Origin of the sequence: Streptomyces seoulensis (assembly GCF_004328625.1) — a bacterium.
GTDB classification, from domain to species: Bacteria; Actinomycetota; Actinomycetes; order Streptomycetales; family Streptomycetaceae; genus Streptomyces; species Streptomyces seoulensis.
Map to the genome: position 1 here is coordinate 1,995,653 of NZ_CP032229.1, position 17,536 is coordinate 2,013,188.

A 17,536-nucleotide genomic window follows, 5' to 3' on the forward strand; every position below is an offset into this window, starting at 1 on the left:
ATGAGGAGAGACAACCCGACCATGGCCCCTCGGCTCAGTGTGATCGTTCCCATCTACAACGTGGAGCGCTACCTGCCCGCCTGCCTCGACTCGCTGGCCGCGCAGACCTTTACGGACCTCGAGGTCCTGATGGTCGACGACGGTTCGCCCGACGACTCGGCCGCGATAGCCGCCGAGTACGCGGCCCGCGACGAGCGGTTCCACCTCATCCGCAAGGAGAACGCCGGCCTCGGCGCGGCCCGCAACACGGGCATCGCGCACATGTCCGCCGACGCGGAGTACCTGACCTTCGTCGACAGTGACGACATCATCCCGCCGGACGCCTACCGGCTGATGGTGAGCAGCCTGGACGAGACCGGCTCGGACTTCGCCACCGGCAACGTCTTCCACCTCAAGGGCGAGCGCTCCTGGCAGGTGCCGCTGCTGAAGATGCTGGCCGGCGAGGCCCGCAAGCGCACCCACATCTCGAAGAACCCGAAGCTGGTCGCCGACCGCATCGCCTGCAACAAGGTCTTCCGCCGGACCTTCTGGGAGGGCCGGGGCTTCACCTTCCCCGAGGGCATCCTCCACGAGGACATCCCGGTCGTGCTCCCGGCGCACTACCAGGCCGAGGCGATCGACATCATCGGCGAGCCGACGTACTACTGGCGGCTGCGCGAGGGCGAGTCGGCCCCGTCGATCACCCAGCGCCGCCGCGAGCCGCAGGCCATCCGCGACCGGGTCACCGCGGTCAGCATGGTCAGCGACTACCTCGCCCAGCAGCCCGGCGCCGAGTTCGCCGAGTACAAGCGGCAGTACGACGACCGTGTGCTCCGCGACGACCTGCGCCTGTTCATGCGGGTCGTGCCGGACGCGACCGCCGAGTTCCACGAGGCGTTCCTGGAGGCGACCAACCGCTTCCTGGACACCATCGACCCGAAGATCGTCATGGCGCTTCCCACGGACCTGCGCGTCCAGTGGCTGCTGGTGCGCAAGCACGCCATGCCCGAGCTGATCGCCCTGCTGGCCTCCCAGCGCCGCAAGGACCCGGTCGAGGTCTCCGGCACCTTCCGCAAGTACGCCAGCTTCCGCACCCTTGAGGAGAGCGGCTTCGAGCTGCCCAAGGCGGCGCTGCGCATCGACGGCGACCTCGGTCTGCGCGCCCCGCTGCGCGCGGCGACCTGGCGCAACGGCAAGCTGCTGCTGACCGGCGACGCCTACATCGACAAGATCGACATGTCGGCCAAGCGGAGCAGCCTGAAGGTCGTCCAGCTCAAGCGGTCCGGTTCGCGCCAGCGCATGTTCCTCCCCGCGAAGAACATCTACCGCCCGGAGACCACCACCGACTCCGGCCAGAAGCGCTACAACTACGACTGGGCCGGCTGGGAACTGGAGCTGGACCCGGCGAAGCTGCGCAAGGGCGGTGCCTGGCGCGAGGGCCTGTGGCACGTCGGCATCAACGTCTACGCCTCCGGCCTGGTGCGCCGCAGCGCGGTGTGGGCCCGCGGCGGCTCGGCGGCCAACTTCGCGCCGTACCAGTGGCTGGACGACGACTTCCGGATGCTGCCGGTCGTGGAGCGCGGCGCGCTCAAGCTGCGCGTGGAGAAGGTGCGCGCGCTGATCACCGACCGCCGGATCACCGCGGACTCGGTCGAGATCGACGGCGAGCTGCGCACCGCCCTGAAGTCCGGCGAGGAGCTGTCGCTCCGGCTGACGAACTCCAAGAGCGGCGAGGTCCGCTGGTACCCGATCGACATCGGCCGGGCCGGGACGCGCACCACCTTCCAGGGCCGGGTGCCGCTGTCCGACGTGGTGCTGCTGGCCAGCGAGGACGTCGAGGACCACGCCCAGCCCGAGCGCCGGCTGTGGAGTGTCGCGCTGCTGGCCAAGTCCCCGGACGGCACGCAGCGCCAGTTCGGCAGCGTCATGAGCGAGGGCCTCGCGGACCTGTCCGCCGACGTGCCCGAGTCCTTCGGCGCGGCCGGTGCCAACCGCGAGGTCGCCCTGATCTCGGGCAACAACGGCTATCTGAAGATCGTCGGCCGGTTGCGCCGGGCCGTGCTGACGTCGGTCGCCGTCCGGGAGGGCCGGATCGCGCTCGGCGGCCGCGCCTCGCGCGAGCTGGCCGGCTCCGAGCTGGTGCTCAAGGCCAGCAACCGCTTCGACGAGCGCAAGGCGTCGGTGGACTGGGCGGACGACGGCACCTTCACCGTCTCCTTCGACCCGTCCGTGATGGGCGGCTCCGGCGGGGTCCCGCTGAAGGCCGGCCGCTGGAACCTGCTGCTGCGCAGCGAGAACGAGGCCGTGCCGGACGCCGAGTTCGTCATCGACCGGCTCGCCGCCTCGCAGTTCCCGCTCCACACCGAACTGGGCGGCCGCCGCTACTGGTTCGAGAGCCGCTGGGGCGACTTCCCGCAGCTCAACTGCCGCTCGGAGCTGACCGACCTGGAGCGCGGCCCGTACCGCATGCTCCAGCTGCGCCGCGAGGTGTACGAGACCGGGCGCCAGCAGCCGCTGCGCGACCAGGTGTTCTTCCTCAGCTACAACGGCAAGCAGTACTCGGACAGCCCGCGTGCCATGCACGAGGAACTGCTGCGCCGGGGCAGCGACCTGAAGTACCTGTGGGCCGTGCGCGACGGTCAGGTCAACCTGCCGCCCACCGCCGACAAGGTCCGCATGTGGGGCAAGGAGTGGTTCGAGGCGCTGGCCACCTCGCGCTACATCGTCACCAACGGGCACCTGCCCGAGTGGGTGGAGCGGCGCCCCGGCCAGGTCATCGTGCAGACCTGGCACGGCACCATGCTGAAGAAGATCGGTCACGACATCGAGACCCTCTACTTCGACCGGGAGTACCAGAACCGGCTGGCGCTGGAGGCGAAGAACTGGAGCCTGCTGGTCTCCTCCAACCGCTTCTCCACGCCGATCCTCAAGCGCGCCTTCTCCTACGACGGTGAGATCCAGGAGGCGGGTTACCCCCGCAACGACTACCTGTACTCCCCGGACAAGGACAAGATCGCGGACAAGGTCAAGGAGTCGCTGGGCATCCCGAAGGACAAGAAGGTCGTGCTGTACGCGCCGACCTGGCGGGACGACCAGTCGCACAGCGCCGGCCAGTACCTGTTCGACCTGCGGATCGACCTGGAGGACGCGCGCCGCCGCCTCGGCGACGACCACGTGCTGCTGATCCGCCGCCACTCCAACGTCGTCGACGCGGTGCCCGGCGCGGGCAACGGCTTCGTCTTCGACGCCTCGGAGTACCCGGACATCGCCGACCTGTACCTGGCGGCGGACATCATGATCACCGACTACTCGTCCGTGATGTTCGACTACGCCCACCTCAAGCGGCCGATGCTGTTCTTCACGTACGACCTGGAGCACTACCGCGACAAGCTGCGCGGGTTCTACTTCGACTTCGAGCAGGACTCGCCCGGCCCGCTGATCGACAACTCCGAGGACCTGGTGAGCGCGATCCGCGACATCGACACGGTGTCCGCGGAGTACCAGGAGCGCTTCGACCGCTTCCACCACCTGTTCTGCGACCTGGACGACGGCCACGCCTCGGCGCGGGTCGTGGACCGGATGCTGGAGCAGGCCAAGGAGAGCTGAGCCCGCACGCGTGAAGGGGCCGGGCCCGGAGGGAATGTCCTCCGGGCCCGGCCCCTTTTCCGTGCCGGTGTGCTCAGAGGCGGACGGTCTTCACCGCGAACTGGCCGGTCAGGGTGAAGTAGGGCCGCAGCTCGGTCTCCCGGCGGCGGACCTCCGGCTGCGGGCGCGGGGCCGGCCTCAGCACCCGCTTCGCCTCCCGCAGGGCGCGCTCGCCCAGGGAGAAGGACCGCTCCTGGAGGGCGCCGGCCACGGCCTCCTGGGTGACCAGCACGGGCCTGGGCAGCACGAACACGTCGATCGGGCTGAGCACGTCGGTGGCCAGCTTCGCCAGCGCCACCCGGGCGGCACCGGCGGCGGGGCGCACCCAGAAGTCCCAGACGATCTCCGAGCCCGTGCCGCCGGTGTGCTCCCCGGCCAGGGCCGCGCAGTCCACGACGGCGGTGCCGGTGCCGTCCCCGGCGTCCTGGAGCGGGAAGACCAGCACGCGTTTCTTGTCGCGCCGGTGCACCGCCTCCAGCACGGCGCCCTCGCCGACGGCCGCGCCCCACAGCGCCGCCCGCACCCGCAGGGTCCGCTCGTCCGCCTCGATGTCCCCGGCCTCGGCGTGCGTCGCGCGCAGCACGCTGCGCACCCGCAGCCGGCCGTCCTGGTCCCGGTGCGGCAGCAGCAGCGCGAGCGCCGGGCCCTCGGTGCGGGGCAGCCGGACCGCGAGGAGGTCCCGCGTGTCGCAGCCGAAGCCGTCGGCGGACAGCGGCACCTCGGCGCCCGCCGGGGTGGTCAGCGCCAACTGCCAGGTGCCCTGCGGGAGTCCGCCGTCCCAGGGCACGAGCGCCTCGCCGCCGGGGGTCAGCGGGAACCGGCGCTCCTCGGGGGTCTTGCCCTCCTTGCGCAGCACCACCTCGGCGCCCTCGGCGCTCGCGGGCAGCGGGCCCACCGCGATGTGCAGGCTCCCCTCGTCGTCGACCCGTGCGGTGGCGTCACGGGGCAGCTCCTTGCGGGCGTACGCCTGCGCGAGGATCTCCTCGAACCGCTCGCGGCTCGCCGTCTCCTGGAACCGCTCGGCGCCGCGCACCGCGGCCTCGGCCATCTTCCGCCGCAGCTCGTCGTCCCGTACCAGCCGCAGGACGGCCGACGCCATGGCGTCCACGTCGCCGCACGGCACGATCAGGCCGTCCTCGCCGTCGGTGAGGACGTTGCGCGGGCCGTGGTCGGCGTCGGTGCTGACGACGGGCAGCCCCGCCGCCATGGCCTCCACGAGGACGTTGCCGAACGCCTCCCGCTTGGAGGGCAGCACGAACAGCGAGCCCTTGCCGAACTCGGGCGTCACCGGCGCGGCCGGCCCCATCAGCAACACGTGGTTGGACAGCCCGAGTTCATGGATACGGGCGCGCAGCCGGGCCTTCTCGGCGCCGCTGCCGTAGATCCGCAGCGTCCAGTCCGGGGCCTCGGCGTGCACCTGGGCGAACGCCTCGACGAGCAGCAGGTGGTTCTTGTTGTCGGTGAGATGCCCGGCGGAGATCACCATCTTGCCGGTGCCGCGCGAGCGGACCGGCGCGGCCGGCACGCAGTTGGGCATCACCGCGAGCCGGTCGCGGACGCCGGGCACCTGCCCGGCGATGCTGTCGGCCTCCTCGGGGGTGAGCGCGGTCAGCGCGTCCAAGTGGAGGTAGGCCGGGAACAGCTTCTTCTTCATGTCGTCGGCGTAGATCAGCGGCATCGAGTGCTCCTGGGCGACCCGCAGGAAGTCACCCTGGGCGTGCGCCAGCAGCACGGTGATGCGCGGGTTGGAGCTGACCACCACGTCGGCGTCGGTGGTGGCGAGGTACTCCAGCAGCCGCTTCTCGGCCAGCCGGCTGACCACCGGCTTCTGCACCCCGGTGTTCGGCGGGTAGACCAGCGTGAACCGGTCGGCCAGCGGATCGTCCACGTCCGAGACGGGCGAGTACGGCCGCAGGTCGGTCAGGGACCGTACCGTCACCTGCGGGTCCAGCGGGAAGTACGACTCGTCACGGACCTTGCGCAGCGCGACGATCTCGACCTCGTGCCTCTCGGCGAGGGCCCCCGCGAGGTTCTGGGTCGCGCTCACCACCCCGCCCATATGGCAGAGGTCGCGGACCAGGAATGCGATCTTCACTGTGTGTTCTTCCCCCATGGCGCCAAAGCGCCTCCCATGTTCCAAGTCAGGTGACTAGACGGGGAGAAGCGGTAAAAGGTTACTCGCCAAGAGGTCATATGTCGGTCACACCTCCCGGTCGCGGGTACGGCGAAGGCCGGGCGCTGTGCCCGGAAACCCTGTTCAAAGAGGGTTTCCGGGTACCGCGGTCCCGGCCCGGGTGGCTGACATCCGCGTCCTAGAAGGGCTCGAAGTCGTCGAACTCCTTCTGCGCGTCGTCGCGTTCCGCCTGGCGGTCCCGGCGGCGCTGGGCGGCCGGGCGCTCCTCCTCGAAGCGGTGGTCCTCGCCGCGGCGGCCGAGCATCTCGGCGCCGGCGGTGACGGTGGGCTCCCAGTCGAAGACGACCGCGTTCTCCTCGGGGCCGATGGCGACGGCGTCGCCCGCGCGGGCGCCCGCCTTCGTCAGCCGGTCCTCGACGCCGAGGCGGTTGAGGCGGTCGGCGAGGTAGCCGACGGCCTCGTCGTTGTTGAAGTCGGTCTGGCGCACCCAGCGCTCCGGCTTCTCGCCGCGCACCCGGTAGACCGGCTCGCCCTCCAGCTCCTCGCGGCTGACGGTGAAGCCCGCGTCGTCCACGGCCTTGGGCCGGATGACGATCCGCGTCGCCTCCTCCACCGGCTTGGCGGCACGCGCCTGGCCGACCAGGTCACCGAGGGCGAACGTCAGCTCGCGCAGCCCGGTGTGGGCCACCGCCGACACCTCGAAGACCTTGTAGCCACGGGCCTCCAGGTCGGGGCGGACCATCTCGGCGAGGTCCTTGCCGTCGGGCACGTCGATCTTGTTGAGGACGACGATGCGGGGCCGGTCGTCGAGACCGCCGTACTGCCGCAGCTCCTCCTCGATGATGTCGAGGTCGGAGAGCGGGTCGCGGTCGGACTCCAGCGTGGCGGTGTCCAGCACGTGCACCAGCACCGAGCAGCGCTCGACGTGGCGCAGGAACTCCAGGCCCAGGCCCTTGCCCTGGCTGGCGCCGGGGATGAGACCGGGCACGTCGGCGATGGTGTAGACGGTCGAACCGGCGGTCACCACACCGAGGTTGGGGACCAGGGTGGTGAAGGGGTAGTCCGCGATCTTCGGCTTGGCGGCGCTGAGCACCGAGATCAGCGAGGACTTGCCCGCGCTCGGGTAGCCGACCAGGGCCACGTCGGCGACGGTCTTCAGCTCCAGCACGACGTCGTGGAGGTCGCCGGGCTCGCCGAGCAGCGCGAAGCCGGGGGCCTTGCGGCGGGCGCTGGCGAGCGCCGCGTTGCCGAGGCCGCCCCGGCCGCCCTGTGCGGCGACGTAGGAGGTGCCGTGGCCGATGAGGTCGGCCAGGACGTTGCCGGCCTTGTCCAGGACGACCGTGCCGTCGGGAACGGGGAGGACCAGGTCCTGGCCCTCCTTGCCGGAGCGGTTGCCGCCCTCGCCGGGCTTGCCGTTGGTGGCCTTGCGGTGCGGGGAGTGGTGGTAGTCGAGCAGCGTGGTCACGGACTGGTCGACGGTCAGGATGACGTCGCCGCCCCGCCCGCCGTTGCCGCCGTCGGGACCGCCCAGCGGCTTGAACTTCTCACGGTGGACGGAGGCACAGCCGTGGCCTCCGTTACCCGCGGCGACATGCAGTTCGACGCGGTCCACGAAGGTGGTCATGGTTCGGTGCCTCCAGAAAAGTACGGGTAATACCTATGTCAACACGCGAAAGGCGGACCCGCCTTCCCGACCGGGAAGTGAGGTCCGCCTCGCGCAGCTTTTACGCTCGCGGCCGTGAATCGGGGATTCAGGCGACCGGAACGATGTTCACGACCTTGCGGCCGCGGTGGGTACCGAACTCCACCGCGCCGGGCAGCAGCGCGAACAGCGTGTCGTCGCCGCCACGGCCGACGCCGGCGCCGGGGTGGAAGTGGGTGCCGCGCTGACGGATGAGGATCTCACCAGCGCTGACGACCTGACCGCCGAAGCGCTTCACGCCGAGCCGCTGGGCATTGGAGTCGCGACCGTTCCGGGTGGACGATGCGCCCTTCTTGTGTGCCATGTGTTCTCAGTCCCTTACTTCGCAGCCGCGGGGATCTCAGTGACCTTGATCGCCGTGTACTGCTGGCGGTGGCCCTGACGACGGCGGTAGCCGGTCTTGTTCTTGTAGCGCAGAATGTCGATCTTCTGGCCCTTGTGGTGGTCCACGACCTCGGCCTGGACCTTGATGCCGGCCAGCACCCACGGGTCGCTGGTCACGGAGTCACCGTCGACGACGAGCAGGGTCGAGAGCTCGACCGTGTCACCGACATTGGCCGTGGAAATCTTGTCAACCTCAACGATCTCGCCGACAGCAACCTTGTGCTGACGACCGCCGCTGCGCACGATGGCGTACACGCGAATCTCGCTTTCGCTCGAAGGACGGCACCCCCGCAGGCCAGCCGGACCGGCAGAACACCATGAACGACCTCTCCCGACCGCACCCAGGCGACCGGGAGGAGAAGGTTTACGGGGATGTGGCATGTTCAAATGACACGCCGACGGTCAAGAGTACGGGGGGCGTCCCGGACGGGTCAAACCGGGCCCCGAGCAGCCCGGCCTCAGCGCTCCAGCGACGCCGTGTAGTCGGCGTACGCCTGCCGGATCCGGTCCGGGGCGAGGTCCAGGTGCTCCAGGATCGTGTACCGGCCGGGACGGGTCTCCGGCGCGAACTCCACGGCCCGGACGAACTCGTCCACGTCGAACCCGATCTCCTCGGCCAGCACCGGCAGCCCGTGCCGGCGCAGCGAGGCGGCCATGAGGAACGAGCCCTCGTGGTCGCCGCGCAGATGCATGGCGAAGGCGGCGCCGAGGCCCACCTGCTCGCCGTGGCTGGCGGCCCGCTGGGGGTAGAGCAGGTCGAGCGCGTGGCTGATCTCGTGACAGGCGCCGGAGGACGGGCGGGTGTGGCCGGCGATCGACATCGCGATGCCGGACAGCACCAGGCCCTCGGCGAGCACCGCGAGGAACGCGTCGTCGCCGCAGCCGCCGGGGTGCCGGAGCACCGCCTCGCCCGCCTGGCGGGCCATGGCGGCGGCGAGACCGTCGATCTTCTCGCCGTTGACCCGGTTGGCCAGCTCCCAGTCCGCGACGGCCGAGATGTTCGACACCGCGTCCCCGATGCCGGAGCGCACGAAGCGCACCGGGGTCTCGCGGATGATGTCGGTGTCGATCAGCAGCGCGATGGGCGTGGGCACGCCGTACGAGCCCCGGCCCGCGTCGTTGTCCAGGATGGACACCGGCGAGCAGATGCCGTCGTGGGACAGGTTGGTGGCGACCGCGACCAGCGGCAGGCCGATACGGGCCGCCGCGTACTTGGCGCAGTCGATGACCTTCCCGCCACCGAGCCCGACCACGGCGTCGTACCGGCCGGACTTCATCTCGTCGGCCAGTCGCACCGCGTCGTCCAGCGTGCCTCCACCGACCTCGTACCAGGTGGCGCCCGGCAGCTGCGGGGCGACCCGCTCGCGCAGCCGGGCGCCCGAGCCGCCGCTGACGGCGACGGCGAGGCGGCCGGAGTGCGAGATGCGCTGGTCGGCGAGGATGCTCGCCAGGTCGGCGAGGGCACCCGGGCGGATGTCGACGACGACCGGCGAGGGGATGAGCCGGGTCAGTATCGGCACGCGATCTTCCGTCCCTTGGCGAGGTCGTCGTGGTTGTCGATCTCGACCCAGGAGACGTCGCCGATGGGCTGGACGTCGATCTTGAAGCCGCGGTTCACCAGCTCCTGGTAACCGTCCTCGTAGTACAGCTGCGGGTCGCGCTCGAAGGTGGCGCGCAGCGCGTCGGCCAGCTCCTCGGCCGCGTCGCCCTCGATGAGGGTCACGCCGATGTACTCACCGGTCGCCTCGGCCGGGTCCATCAGCTTGGTGATCTTCTGGACGCCCTTGTCGGGGTCCACGACGACCTTCATCTCCTCGTCCGCCAGGGACTTCACGGTGTCCAGCGCGAGGATGATCCTCTTGCCGTCGCCACGGGCCGCGAGCAGGGTCTTCTCGACGGAGACCGGGTGCACGGTGTCGCCGTTGGCGAGGATCACGCCGTCCTTGAGGGCGTCCCGGCCGCACCACAGGGAGTAGGCGTTGTTCCACTCCTCGGCCTTGTCGTTGTCGATCAGCGTGATCTTCAGGCCGTACTTGGCCTCCAGCGCGGCCTTGCGGTCGTAGACGGCCTCCTTGCGGTAGCCGACGATGACACCGACCTCGGTCAGGCCGACCTCCGCGAAGTTCCCCAGCGTCAGGTCCAGCACCGTCAGCGACTCCTCGTCGCCCTCCGGGCCCACCGGCACCAGCGCCTTGGGGAGGGTGTCGGTGTAGGGGCGCAGACGCCGTCCGGCGCCGGCCGCCAGCACGAGACCTATCATCGCGGGTTCTCCTTAACTTCCCCGGTGCCCGGGGTGACATCCCCGGTTCGCGGGGTGGGGGGGTAAAGCCGTGTGGCCCTGTCGCGAACGACAGGACCACACGAGGGGTGTCCGGTTCAGCTCTCGTCGTCCGGCGCGGAGACCTTGGCGGTCTTCCTCGCCGTCGACTTGGCGGCCGTCTTGGCGGTCTTGGTGGCCGCCTTCTTGGCCGTCGTCTTCTTCGCCGTCGTCGTCTTGGCGGCCGTCTTCTTCGCGGCCGTCGTCTTCTTGGCGGCCGTGGTCTTCTTCGCGGCCGTCTTCTTCGCCGGTGCCTTCTTGGCCGCCTTGCGGGCGGTCTTCTTGGCGGGCGCGGCCTCCTCGGACTCCGCCTCGGCGGCGGGCTCCTCGGTGGCGGGCTCCTCGGTGGCGGCCGGCTCCGGCGCGGACGACGGGACGACCAGCACGGCCGTCTCCTCCGACGCGGTCGGCGCGGTGGCCTTGCGCACCGCGCGGCGGCGCGGACGGGCCGGGGCGGCGCTCTCCTCGGCCGCCGGGGCGGCCTCCGGCAGCTGCTCCGGCTCGGCCACCGGCGCGGACTCCGCGACGGTCACCACGGCGGCCTCGGCCCCGGCCGGCGAACCGGCGGGCGCGGACACCTTGCGGGTGACCCGGCGACGGGCGCGGCCCTTGGGCGCGGCCTCCTCGGCGGCGGGCTCCGGCGCGACGACCGGGTCCTCGGCGGCCATCGGCTCGGCGTGCGCCTCGGTGGCCGGCTCCGGCAGCACCGGGGCGGCGGCGGTCTCCTCGGCGGTCACCGACGCGGCGGTCGGCGCCTCCTCGGCGGCCCGCTCGAACCGCTCGGCCCGCTCGGTGGAACGGCGGCTGCCCTCCTTGGGCGCACCGGCCGGGGCCGAGGCACGGCGGCCGGCCTTGCGGCGCGAACGCCCGCGTCCGGCGGCGGCCTCCGCCTCGGCGACGGAGCTGTACAGCTCCTCGTCCGGGGTGAAGTCCGGCTCGGGCAGCGCGACCGGCTCGGCGGCCTCGGCGGTCACCTCGGCGACCGTCTCGGTCTCCACCGGCGCGGCACTCTCGTGCTCGTGGCCCTGGCCGTCGCCGCGGCCGCGCTTCTTGCGCTTGCCGCCACCGCCGCCTCCGACGGAGGTGGGCTGCTCCATGTGCACGATGACACCGCGGCCGTTGCAGTGGACGCAGTTCTCGGAGAAGGACTCCAGCAGGCCCTGGCCGACCCGCTTACGGGTCATCTGCACCAGGCCCAGCGAGGTCACCTCGGCCACCTGGTGCTTGGTCCGGTCCCGGCCCAGGCACTCCAGCAGACGGCGCAGCACCAGGTCCCGGTTGGACTCCAGCACCATGTCGATGAAGTCGATGACGATGATGCCGCCGAGGTCGCGCAGCCGGAGCTGGCGCACGATCTCCTCGGCCGCCTCCAGGTTGTTCCTGGTGACCGTCTCCTCCAGGTTGCCGCCCTGGCCGGTGAACTTGCCGGTGTTGACGTCGACCACGACCATCGCCTCGGTCCGGTCGATCACCAGCGAACCGCCGCTGGGCAGCCAGACCTTGCGGTCCAGCGCCTTGGCGAGCTGCTCGTCGATCCGGTAGGTGGCGAAGACGTCGGCCTCACCGGTCCACTTCTGGAGCCGGTCGGTGAGGTCGGGGGCGACGTGGGAGACGTAGCCGTGGATGGTCGACCACGCCTCGTCACCGCTGACGATGACCTTGGAGAAGTCCTCGTTGAAGATGTCGCGGACGACGCGGACGGTCATGTCCGGCTCGCCGTACAGCAGCGCCGGGGCGTTGCCCGTCTTCGCCTTCTTCTTGATCTCCTCCCACTGCGCCTGGAGCCGCTCGACGTCACGGCGCAGCTCGTCCTCGCTCGCGCCCTCGGCGGCGGTGCGCACGATGACGCCCGCGTCCTCGGGGACGATCTTCTTGAGGATGGTCTTCAGCCGGGCCCGCTCGGTGTCGGGCAGCTTGCGGCTGATGCCGGTCATCGAGCCCTCGGGGACGTACACGAGGTAGCGGCCCGGCAGCGAGACCTGGCTGGTGAGGCGGGCGCCCTTGTGGCCGATCGGGTCCTTGGTCACCTGGACCAGGACCGGCTGGCCGGACTTGAGGGCGGACTCGATGCGGCGCGGCCCGTTGGCCATGCCGAGCGCCTCGAAGTTGACCTCACCGGCGTACAGCACGGCGTTGCGGCCCTTGCCGATGTCGATGAAGGCGGCCTCCATGGACGGCAGCACGTTCTGGACCTTGCCCAGGTAGACGTTGCCGACGTACGAGGTGGCCTGCTCCTTGTTGACGTAGTGCTCGACGAGCACGCCGTCCTCCAGGACGCCGATCTGGGTACGCTCGCCGTGCTGGCGCACGACCATCACCCGCTCGACGGCCTCGCGGCGGGCCAGGAACTCGGCCTCCGTGATGATCGGCACGCGGCGGCGGCCCTGCTCGCGGCCCTCGCGGCGGCGCTGCTTCTTGGCCTCCAGGCGGGTCGAGCCCTTGATGGACTGGACCTCGTCGGACGGCTCGGCGGCCTTGCGGGGCTCGCGGACCTTGACGACGGTGCGCTCGGGGTCGTCCCCGGACGCCGGCTCGGCGTCGCCACCGGAGTCCCCGGCGCGACGGCGACGGCGCCGGCGGCGACGGCTGGAGCTGGAGCCACCGGACTCCTCGCCCCGGGCGTCGTCGGTGTCCTCGGCGTCCTCTTCCTCCTGCTCGGCGGTGTCCTCGGCGTCCTGCTCCGCCTGCTCGGCGGCCAGCTCGCCGGACTCGGCGTCGTCGGAGTTCTCGCCGTTGTCGTCACCGTCGTAGGCGTCGCCACGGCGGCGGCGACGGCCGCCCCGGCGGCGACGGCGGCGCGAACCGGAGTCGTCCGAGCCCTCGGCGTCGTCGGAGTCGTCGCCCTCGTCCTCGACGGGCTCCTCGACGGGCTCCGGCTTCTCCTCGACCGCGCGGGTCTCCTCGGCGGGGGCGCCACGGCGGCGACGGCGACGGCGACCGTTGTCACGCTCGTCGGTGGCAGCGGCCTCGGGGGCGGGGGTGGCCGCCACGGCCTTCTCGACCTGCTCGGCCTGCTCGGTCTCCTCCGCCTGCTCCGGCTCCCGGACACCGGCGGCTTGGGCCGCGGCCTCGGCGGCGGCGCGCTGCGGGGTCTGGAACCTGGGCTCGGTGAAGACCGGCGCCTGGAAGGTGGCCACGGCGGGCCGGGCGGTACGGCGGGGGGCGTCGCCCTCGGCGGGGGCGGGCGCGGAGAACCCGCCCGCGGCCTGGCGCACGGAGCGGCGACGGCGGCGGCCCTCGGGCTCGGCCGGCTCGGACTGCGTCGCCTTGCGGGCGGGGCGCGGCTCGGGCTCGGCGGCCCGGGGCTTGTCCGCGGGCTTGTCCGCGGGCTTGTCCTCGGCCTTCGCCTCGGCCTTCTCCTCGGCGGCGGCCGGGGCACCGGCGGGCGCGGAGGCCCGGCGGGTGGCGCGACGGCGGGCACGGCCGGGGGCGGCCTCGGTCTCGGCGACCGGCTCGGCGGCCGGCTGGGCCTCGGCCTCAGCGGCGGGCGCCTCGACGGCCGGGGTCTCGACGGCCGGGGTCTCGGCGGCCGGGGTCTCGGTGGGCGGGGTCTCGGTGGGCGTGGAGACACGACGGGTCGCGCGACGGCGCGTACGACCGGCCGGAGCGGCCTCGGGCTCGGCGGCCGGGGCCGGCTCGGCCTCGGGCTCGGCCTGGGCGGCGGGGGTCTCGGCGACAGCGGCCTCGGCGGCCGGCGCGGAGGCACGGCGGGTGGCCCGACGGCGCGGACGCGCGGCCGGAACCTCGGTCTCCGTCTCCGTCTCCGTCTCGGCGGCCGGCGCCGGCTCGGCGGGCTTCTCCGTCTCGGACGCCTCGGACGCCTCGGCGGCCTTCGGCGCGCCGGCCGGGGCGGAGGCGCGCCGGGTGGCACGGCGGCGCGGGCGCGCGGCGGGGGTCTCGGTGGCGGACTCGGCCGGCTCGGCGGCCTTGTTGTCCTCGGTGTCCTGGGCCACGTCGGCCTCCTCGGCCTTGTTGTCCTCGGCGGTGACCTGCGTGGGCGCCCCGGCGGGCGCGGAGGCCCTGCGGCGGGTGCGGCGCGGCGCGGGTGCGGTGGTCTCGGCGGCGGCGTCGGCCTGTTCGTCGGCGGACGCGGCCGGTACGGCCGGCTCGGTGACGGTGGCGGCCTCGGCGGCCGTCGGGGTCCCGGCGGGCGCGGAGGCGCGGCGGGTGCTGCGGCGGCGCGGGCGCGGTGCCGTCTCGGCGGGGGGCTCGGTGGCCCCTGAAGTCCCGGATTGCGCTGCCGGGGCGGTGGCCTCGGGCTGCGCGGTGGTCTCGGTGCCGCTGCCGGCGGCGGGCGCACCCGCCGGGCGGGACGCGGCCCGGCGACGCCTGCGCGGGGGCAGCGTGTCGCTCGGGGTGTTCGGTTCGGAGCCCTCGTTGGGCTCGGTCGGTTCGAGCATGCGGGCATTTCTCCCGTCGGAGCTCCCGGGTCGCCGCGCCTGGTCCGGGGCCGGATCTCCGGGGAGAGCCGGCCACCGCTGACGTCCGCGGCCCGCGCGATGCGCGGTGGCCGCCGTCCGGGGCGCGGGCGCCTCACGGGAGCACTCTGTGTCCTGTCTCGCCGGTTCCGTACGCCTTGTCGGTACGGCCTGGCGAAAGTCTTCTGGTCGGTGCGCTGCCCGATCCAGGTGGCTCCCGGATCAGAGGGCGGCGCTACGGCGTGCGTCCTACGCGGGACCTTCCGGCGCCGGCGCCGTCGCGGCGGCAGCGGGTTCGGCCTTCGGGGCCGTGGCTGCCTCGCGGTCGGGCGCGAGCGGGTCGGTCACCGTGCCGGTCTCTTCATCGAACAGCCCCTGCGCCAGCCTGGTCACCGCTGCGGGGACCGGCGGCGCCAGGTCGGCCACGGCGCGAAGACCGGACAGGACGTCGTCGGGTCGTACGGCAGGCGTCACGTGCCGAACAACCAGGCGCAGTATCGCACAGGGCCGGTCGCTGGGCCTATCAGCCGGCTCGTCCCGCGTTTCCAGGGTCGCGACGGCGGCGCGGGCGTCGAAGGTACGGATGCCGTTCTTGGCCATCCGCTGCACCTCGACCGTCTCCGCCGCCATGAACGCCTCGGTGGCGGCCCTGGCGTCCTCGGTGGTCACGCCGTCCAGCCGCAGCTCCCACACGGAGGCGGTGAGCCGGTCGGCGAGGCCCGAGGTGCGGCCCTCCACGGCGTCGACGATGTCGAGCCCGGCGGGCATCGACTCGTCGAGCAGGGCGCGCAGGGTGCCGGGATCGCGCGGTGCGGTCAGCGCGATCTCCAGGTACTCCGCCTCACTGCCCGTGCCGGTGGGTGCGGCATTGGCGTACGACACCTTCGGGTGCGGCGTGAACCCCGCCGAGTACGCCATGGGTACGTCGGCGCGGCGCAACGCGCGCTCGAAGGCGCGCTGGAAGTCACGGTGGCTGGTGAACCGGAGGCGGCCGCGCTTGGTGTAGCGCAGTCGGATGCGCTGCACCGCGGGTGCGGGCGGCGGGCCTTCGGGCTGTCGCTTGCCCAGTGTCCTAGTCCTTCGTGAGAACGGTCGTACTGCTACCAAGAGTACGTGGATCGCGCACCGGAGGTTCCCGCCGGTCCACCGCGACCCCCTGCCCGGGTTCCCCGAAGAGGGCCCGGCGCACCTCCCGGCGGGTCTCGCGCAGGGTGTCGCGGGCGGCGGCGAGGGTCAGCCGGGTGACCCGCCCCACCTCGCGCGCGGCCCGTGCGGCGGGCCGGAGCACCACGTCCCGTACGACGTGCCCGACCGGGGTGAGGACGGTCCGGTACACCCAGCGGGCGGGCTCCACGAAGATCCACCGGAAGAGGGTCCCGAGGGCGCGGCCCACCACCCGGGAGAGGTGCCCGGCGATCCGCCAGGCGTGCCCGAGCGCGTCGGCGACCTCCCGCGCGACCACGGCCAGCACCCGGCCCACGGGGGCCAGCACCCAGCGCCACAGGGCGAGCGCCGGCAGCACGAACAGGACGCGCGCCGTCCAGTACAGGACCGCCCCGGCCCCCGCGACCAGCGCCTCGGCCAGCCACAGCAGCGCCCGCCCGGCCGGGCTCAGCACCTGGACGTACAGCCGGCGGGCGGGGACGACGAGCAGGTACCGGACGAGCCAGGCGGCGCCCGTGAACAGCCCGAGCCCCACGGCGGCCAGCAGCGCGCCGATCCCCCGCGCGAGCCAGGCCAGGCCCCGGCCGACCGGTGCCAGGAGGAAGGTGAACACCCCCCGCGCGGCCCAGCGCAGCGCGTGGCCGAGGGGGGTCAGGAGATGGACGTACGCCCAGGTCAGCGGCGCGACGACCAGGACGTGCCCGAGCCACCGCAGCGCGGTGCCGACCGGGACCAGTACCCAGCGCCACAGGGCCACGAAGGGCCAGACGAACAGGGCCCGGCAGATCCAGAGCAGCGCGCGGCCGAGGGGCCGCAGGACGGTGGCGTGCAGGAACCGTCCGGCCGCCACCAGCGCGTCCCAGACGAGCCGCACCGGCACCACGAGCACCAGTACGACGATCCGGACGGGCAGCCGGAGGGCGACGACGAGGCAGCCCTCCGGGGGCTGTGGTGCGGGCGGCTTGTCGAGGTCCATACCCTCATGGACGCCGCCGACCCCCTTTTGGATGCCTTTTCAGGTCGCGGGAACCGCCCGGGACTTGTACGCCTCCGGGTAGCGCTGGGTGAACTTCACCGCGCCGACCAGCAGCACGACCGGGATGACCCAGTTGAACCAGTCGTCCTGGCGGGGGAAGTGGATGGCGAGCCAGGTGGAGGCCGTCATGATGGCGAAGGTGACGCCCCAGTACGTGGTGAGGACCCGGTTGATGTGCCGGAACACGGGCGAGTCCCAGTACTGGCGCGGGGTCGCCTCGCGGGCGTACTGGGCGGTGAACGGGTCGTACAGCAGCGAGGCGAAGGCGACGACGGCCACCAGGCCGTTGGAGATGACCTGGGCGTAGGTCTCCAGCCAGAGCAGGTCCGAGCGGCTCAGGGCGAGGGCGAGGACGGACAGGACGGCGAAGAACACGATGCCGGCCGCGTCGAGGATGCGGATCTTTCCGTGCATCAGGTCCTGCGAGGACAGCACGATGGCCGCGATCAGGGCGGCGAGGGCCGCGTACTCCCAGGTGCTGGGGCTGGCCACCACACCGAAGATGATCCAGGGGGCGAAGGAGAGGAACACACTGGCGGTGCCGAGCGGCTTCTTCTTCTCGCGCGTGGTCTGTTCCGTGGTCGCCTGCTCGACCATGAGGACGTCCTCTCCTGAGGTGTGCCGTCGTGGGATGTCGCGGCCCGCCCCCCCCTTCCATCGTCGCGCCGCACTCCCCCGCCCGCACGCCACCCGCCCGTGGTGCGCGGTGGCGGGCGCGCGCTTACGGTGGGAGGTGCGGTCCGGACCACCCAGGGGT

At 72.5% G+C, this 17,536-nt stretch carries 11 protein-coding genes; 1 reads left to right on the forward strand and 10 read right to left on the reverse strand.

Translation table 11 applies throughout. From position 1 onward, the window contains the following. Positions 1-21 precede the first annotated feature (21 nt). Entirely contained in the window at positions 22-3,585 is a 3,564-nt protein-coding gene (locus D0Z67_RS09355; RefSeq protein WP_031183641.1) for a bifunctional glycosyltransferase/CDP-glycerol:glycerophosphate glycerophosphotransferase, read from the forward strand. Between the two features lie 73 nt (positions 3,586-3,658). Here D0Z67_RS09355 and D0Z67_RS09360 read toward each other — a convergent pair whose 3' ends face one another. The 10 genes from D0Z67_RS09360 to D0Z67_RS09405 all read right to left on the reverse strand — a co-directional run bounded on the left by D0Z67_RS09360 (position 3,659) and on the right by D0Z67_RS09405 (position 17,376). After that, positions 3,659-5,719, reverse strand: coding sequence for a glycosyltransferase family 4 protein (locus D0Z67_RS09360; RefSeq protein ID WP_031183640.1), 2,061 nt, complete (start codon positions 5,717-5,719; stop codon positions 3,659-3,661). Positions 5,720-5,936: 217 nt separating this feature from the next. Beyond that, a complete protein-coding gene (obgE, locus tag D0Z67_RS09365) occupies positions 5,937-7,382 on the reverse strand; it encodes a GTPase ObgE (protein WP_031183639.1) in 1,446 nt (481 codons plus the stop codon). A 127-nt stretch (positions 7,383-7,509) separates the two neighbouring features. Further along, positions 7,510-7,764: a 50S ribosomal protein L27 gene (rpmA, locus tag D0Z67_RS09370; RefSeq protein WP_031183638.1), complete on the reverse strand. Its 255-nt coding sequence runs from the start codon at positions 7,762-7,764 to the stop codon at positions 7,510-7,512. Between the two features lie 14 nt (positions 7,765-7,778). Further along, a complete protein-coding gene (rplU, locus tag D0Z67_RS09375; protein ID WP_031183637.1) occupies positions 7,779-8,099 on the reverse strand; it encodes a 50S ribosomal protein L21 in 321 nt (106 codons plus the stop codon). A gap of 203 nt (positions 8,100-8,302) precedes the next feature. After that, on the reverse strand, positions 8,303-9,364 hold the full coding sequence (locus tag D0Z67_RS09380; protein WP_031183636.1) for an iron-containing alcohol dehydrogenase family protein: 1,062 nt from the start codon (positions 9,362-9,364) through the stop codon (positions 8,303-8,305). After that, positions 9,352-10,104, reverse strand: coding sequence for a phosphocholine cytidylyltransferase family protein (locus tag D0Z67_RS09385; protein ID WP_131589626.1), 753 nt, complete (start codon positions 10,102-10,104; stop codon positions 9,352-9,354). The genes D0Z67_RS09380 and D0Z67_RS09385 overlap by 13 nt, the downstream gene beginning before the upstream one ends. A 116-nt stretch (positions 10,105-10,220) precedes the next feature. Then, on the reverse strand, positions 10,221-14,561 hold the full coding sequence (locus D0Z67_RS09390; protein ID WP_031182264.1) for an Rne/Rng family ribonuclease: 4,341 nt from the start codon (positions 14,559-14,561) through the stop codon (positions 10,221-10,223). Between the two features lie 267 nt (positions 14,562-14,828). After that, complete coding sequence (locus tag D0Z67_RS09395) at positions 14,829-15,605, reverse strand: TIGR03936 family radical SAM-associated protein (protein ID WP_031182265.1); 777 nt, start codon at positions 15,603-15,605, stop codon at positions 14,829-14,831. Positions 15,606-15,651: 46 nt separating this feature from the next. Beyond that, on the reverse strand, positions 15,652-16,719 hold the full coding sequence (locus tag D0Z67_RS09400) for a hypothetical protein (RefSeq protein WP_031182266.1): 1,068 nt from the start codon (positions 16,717-16,719) through the stop codon (positions 15,652-15,654). A 39-nt stretch (positions 16,720-16,758) separates the two neighbouring features. Further along, complete coding sequence (locus tag D0Z67_RS09405; RefSeq protein WP_031182267.1) at positions 16,759-17,376, reverse strand: hypothetical protein; 618 nt, start codon at positions 17,374-17,376, stop codon at positions 16,759-16,761. Positions 17,377-17,536: the final 160 nt, after the last annotated feature.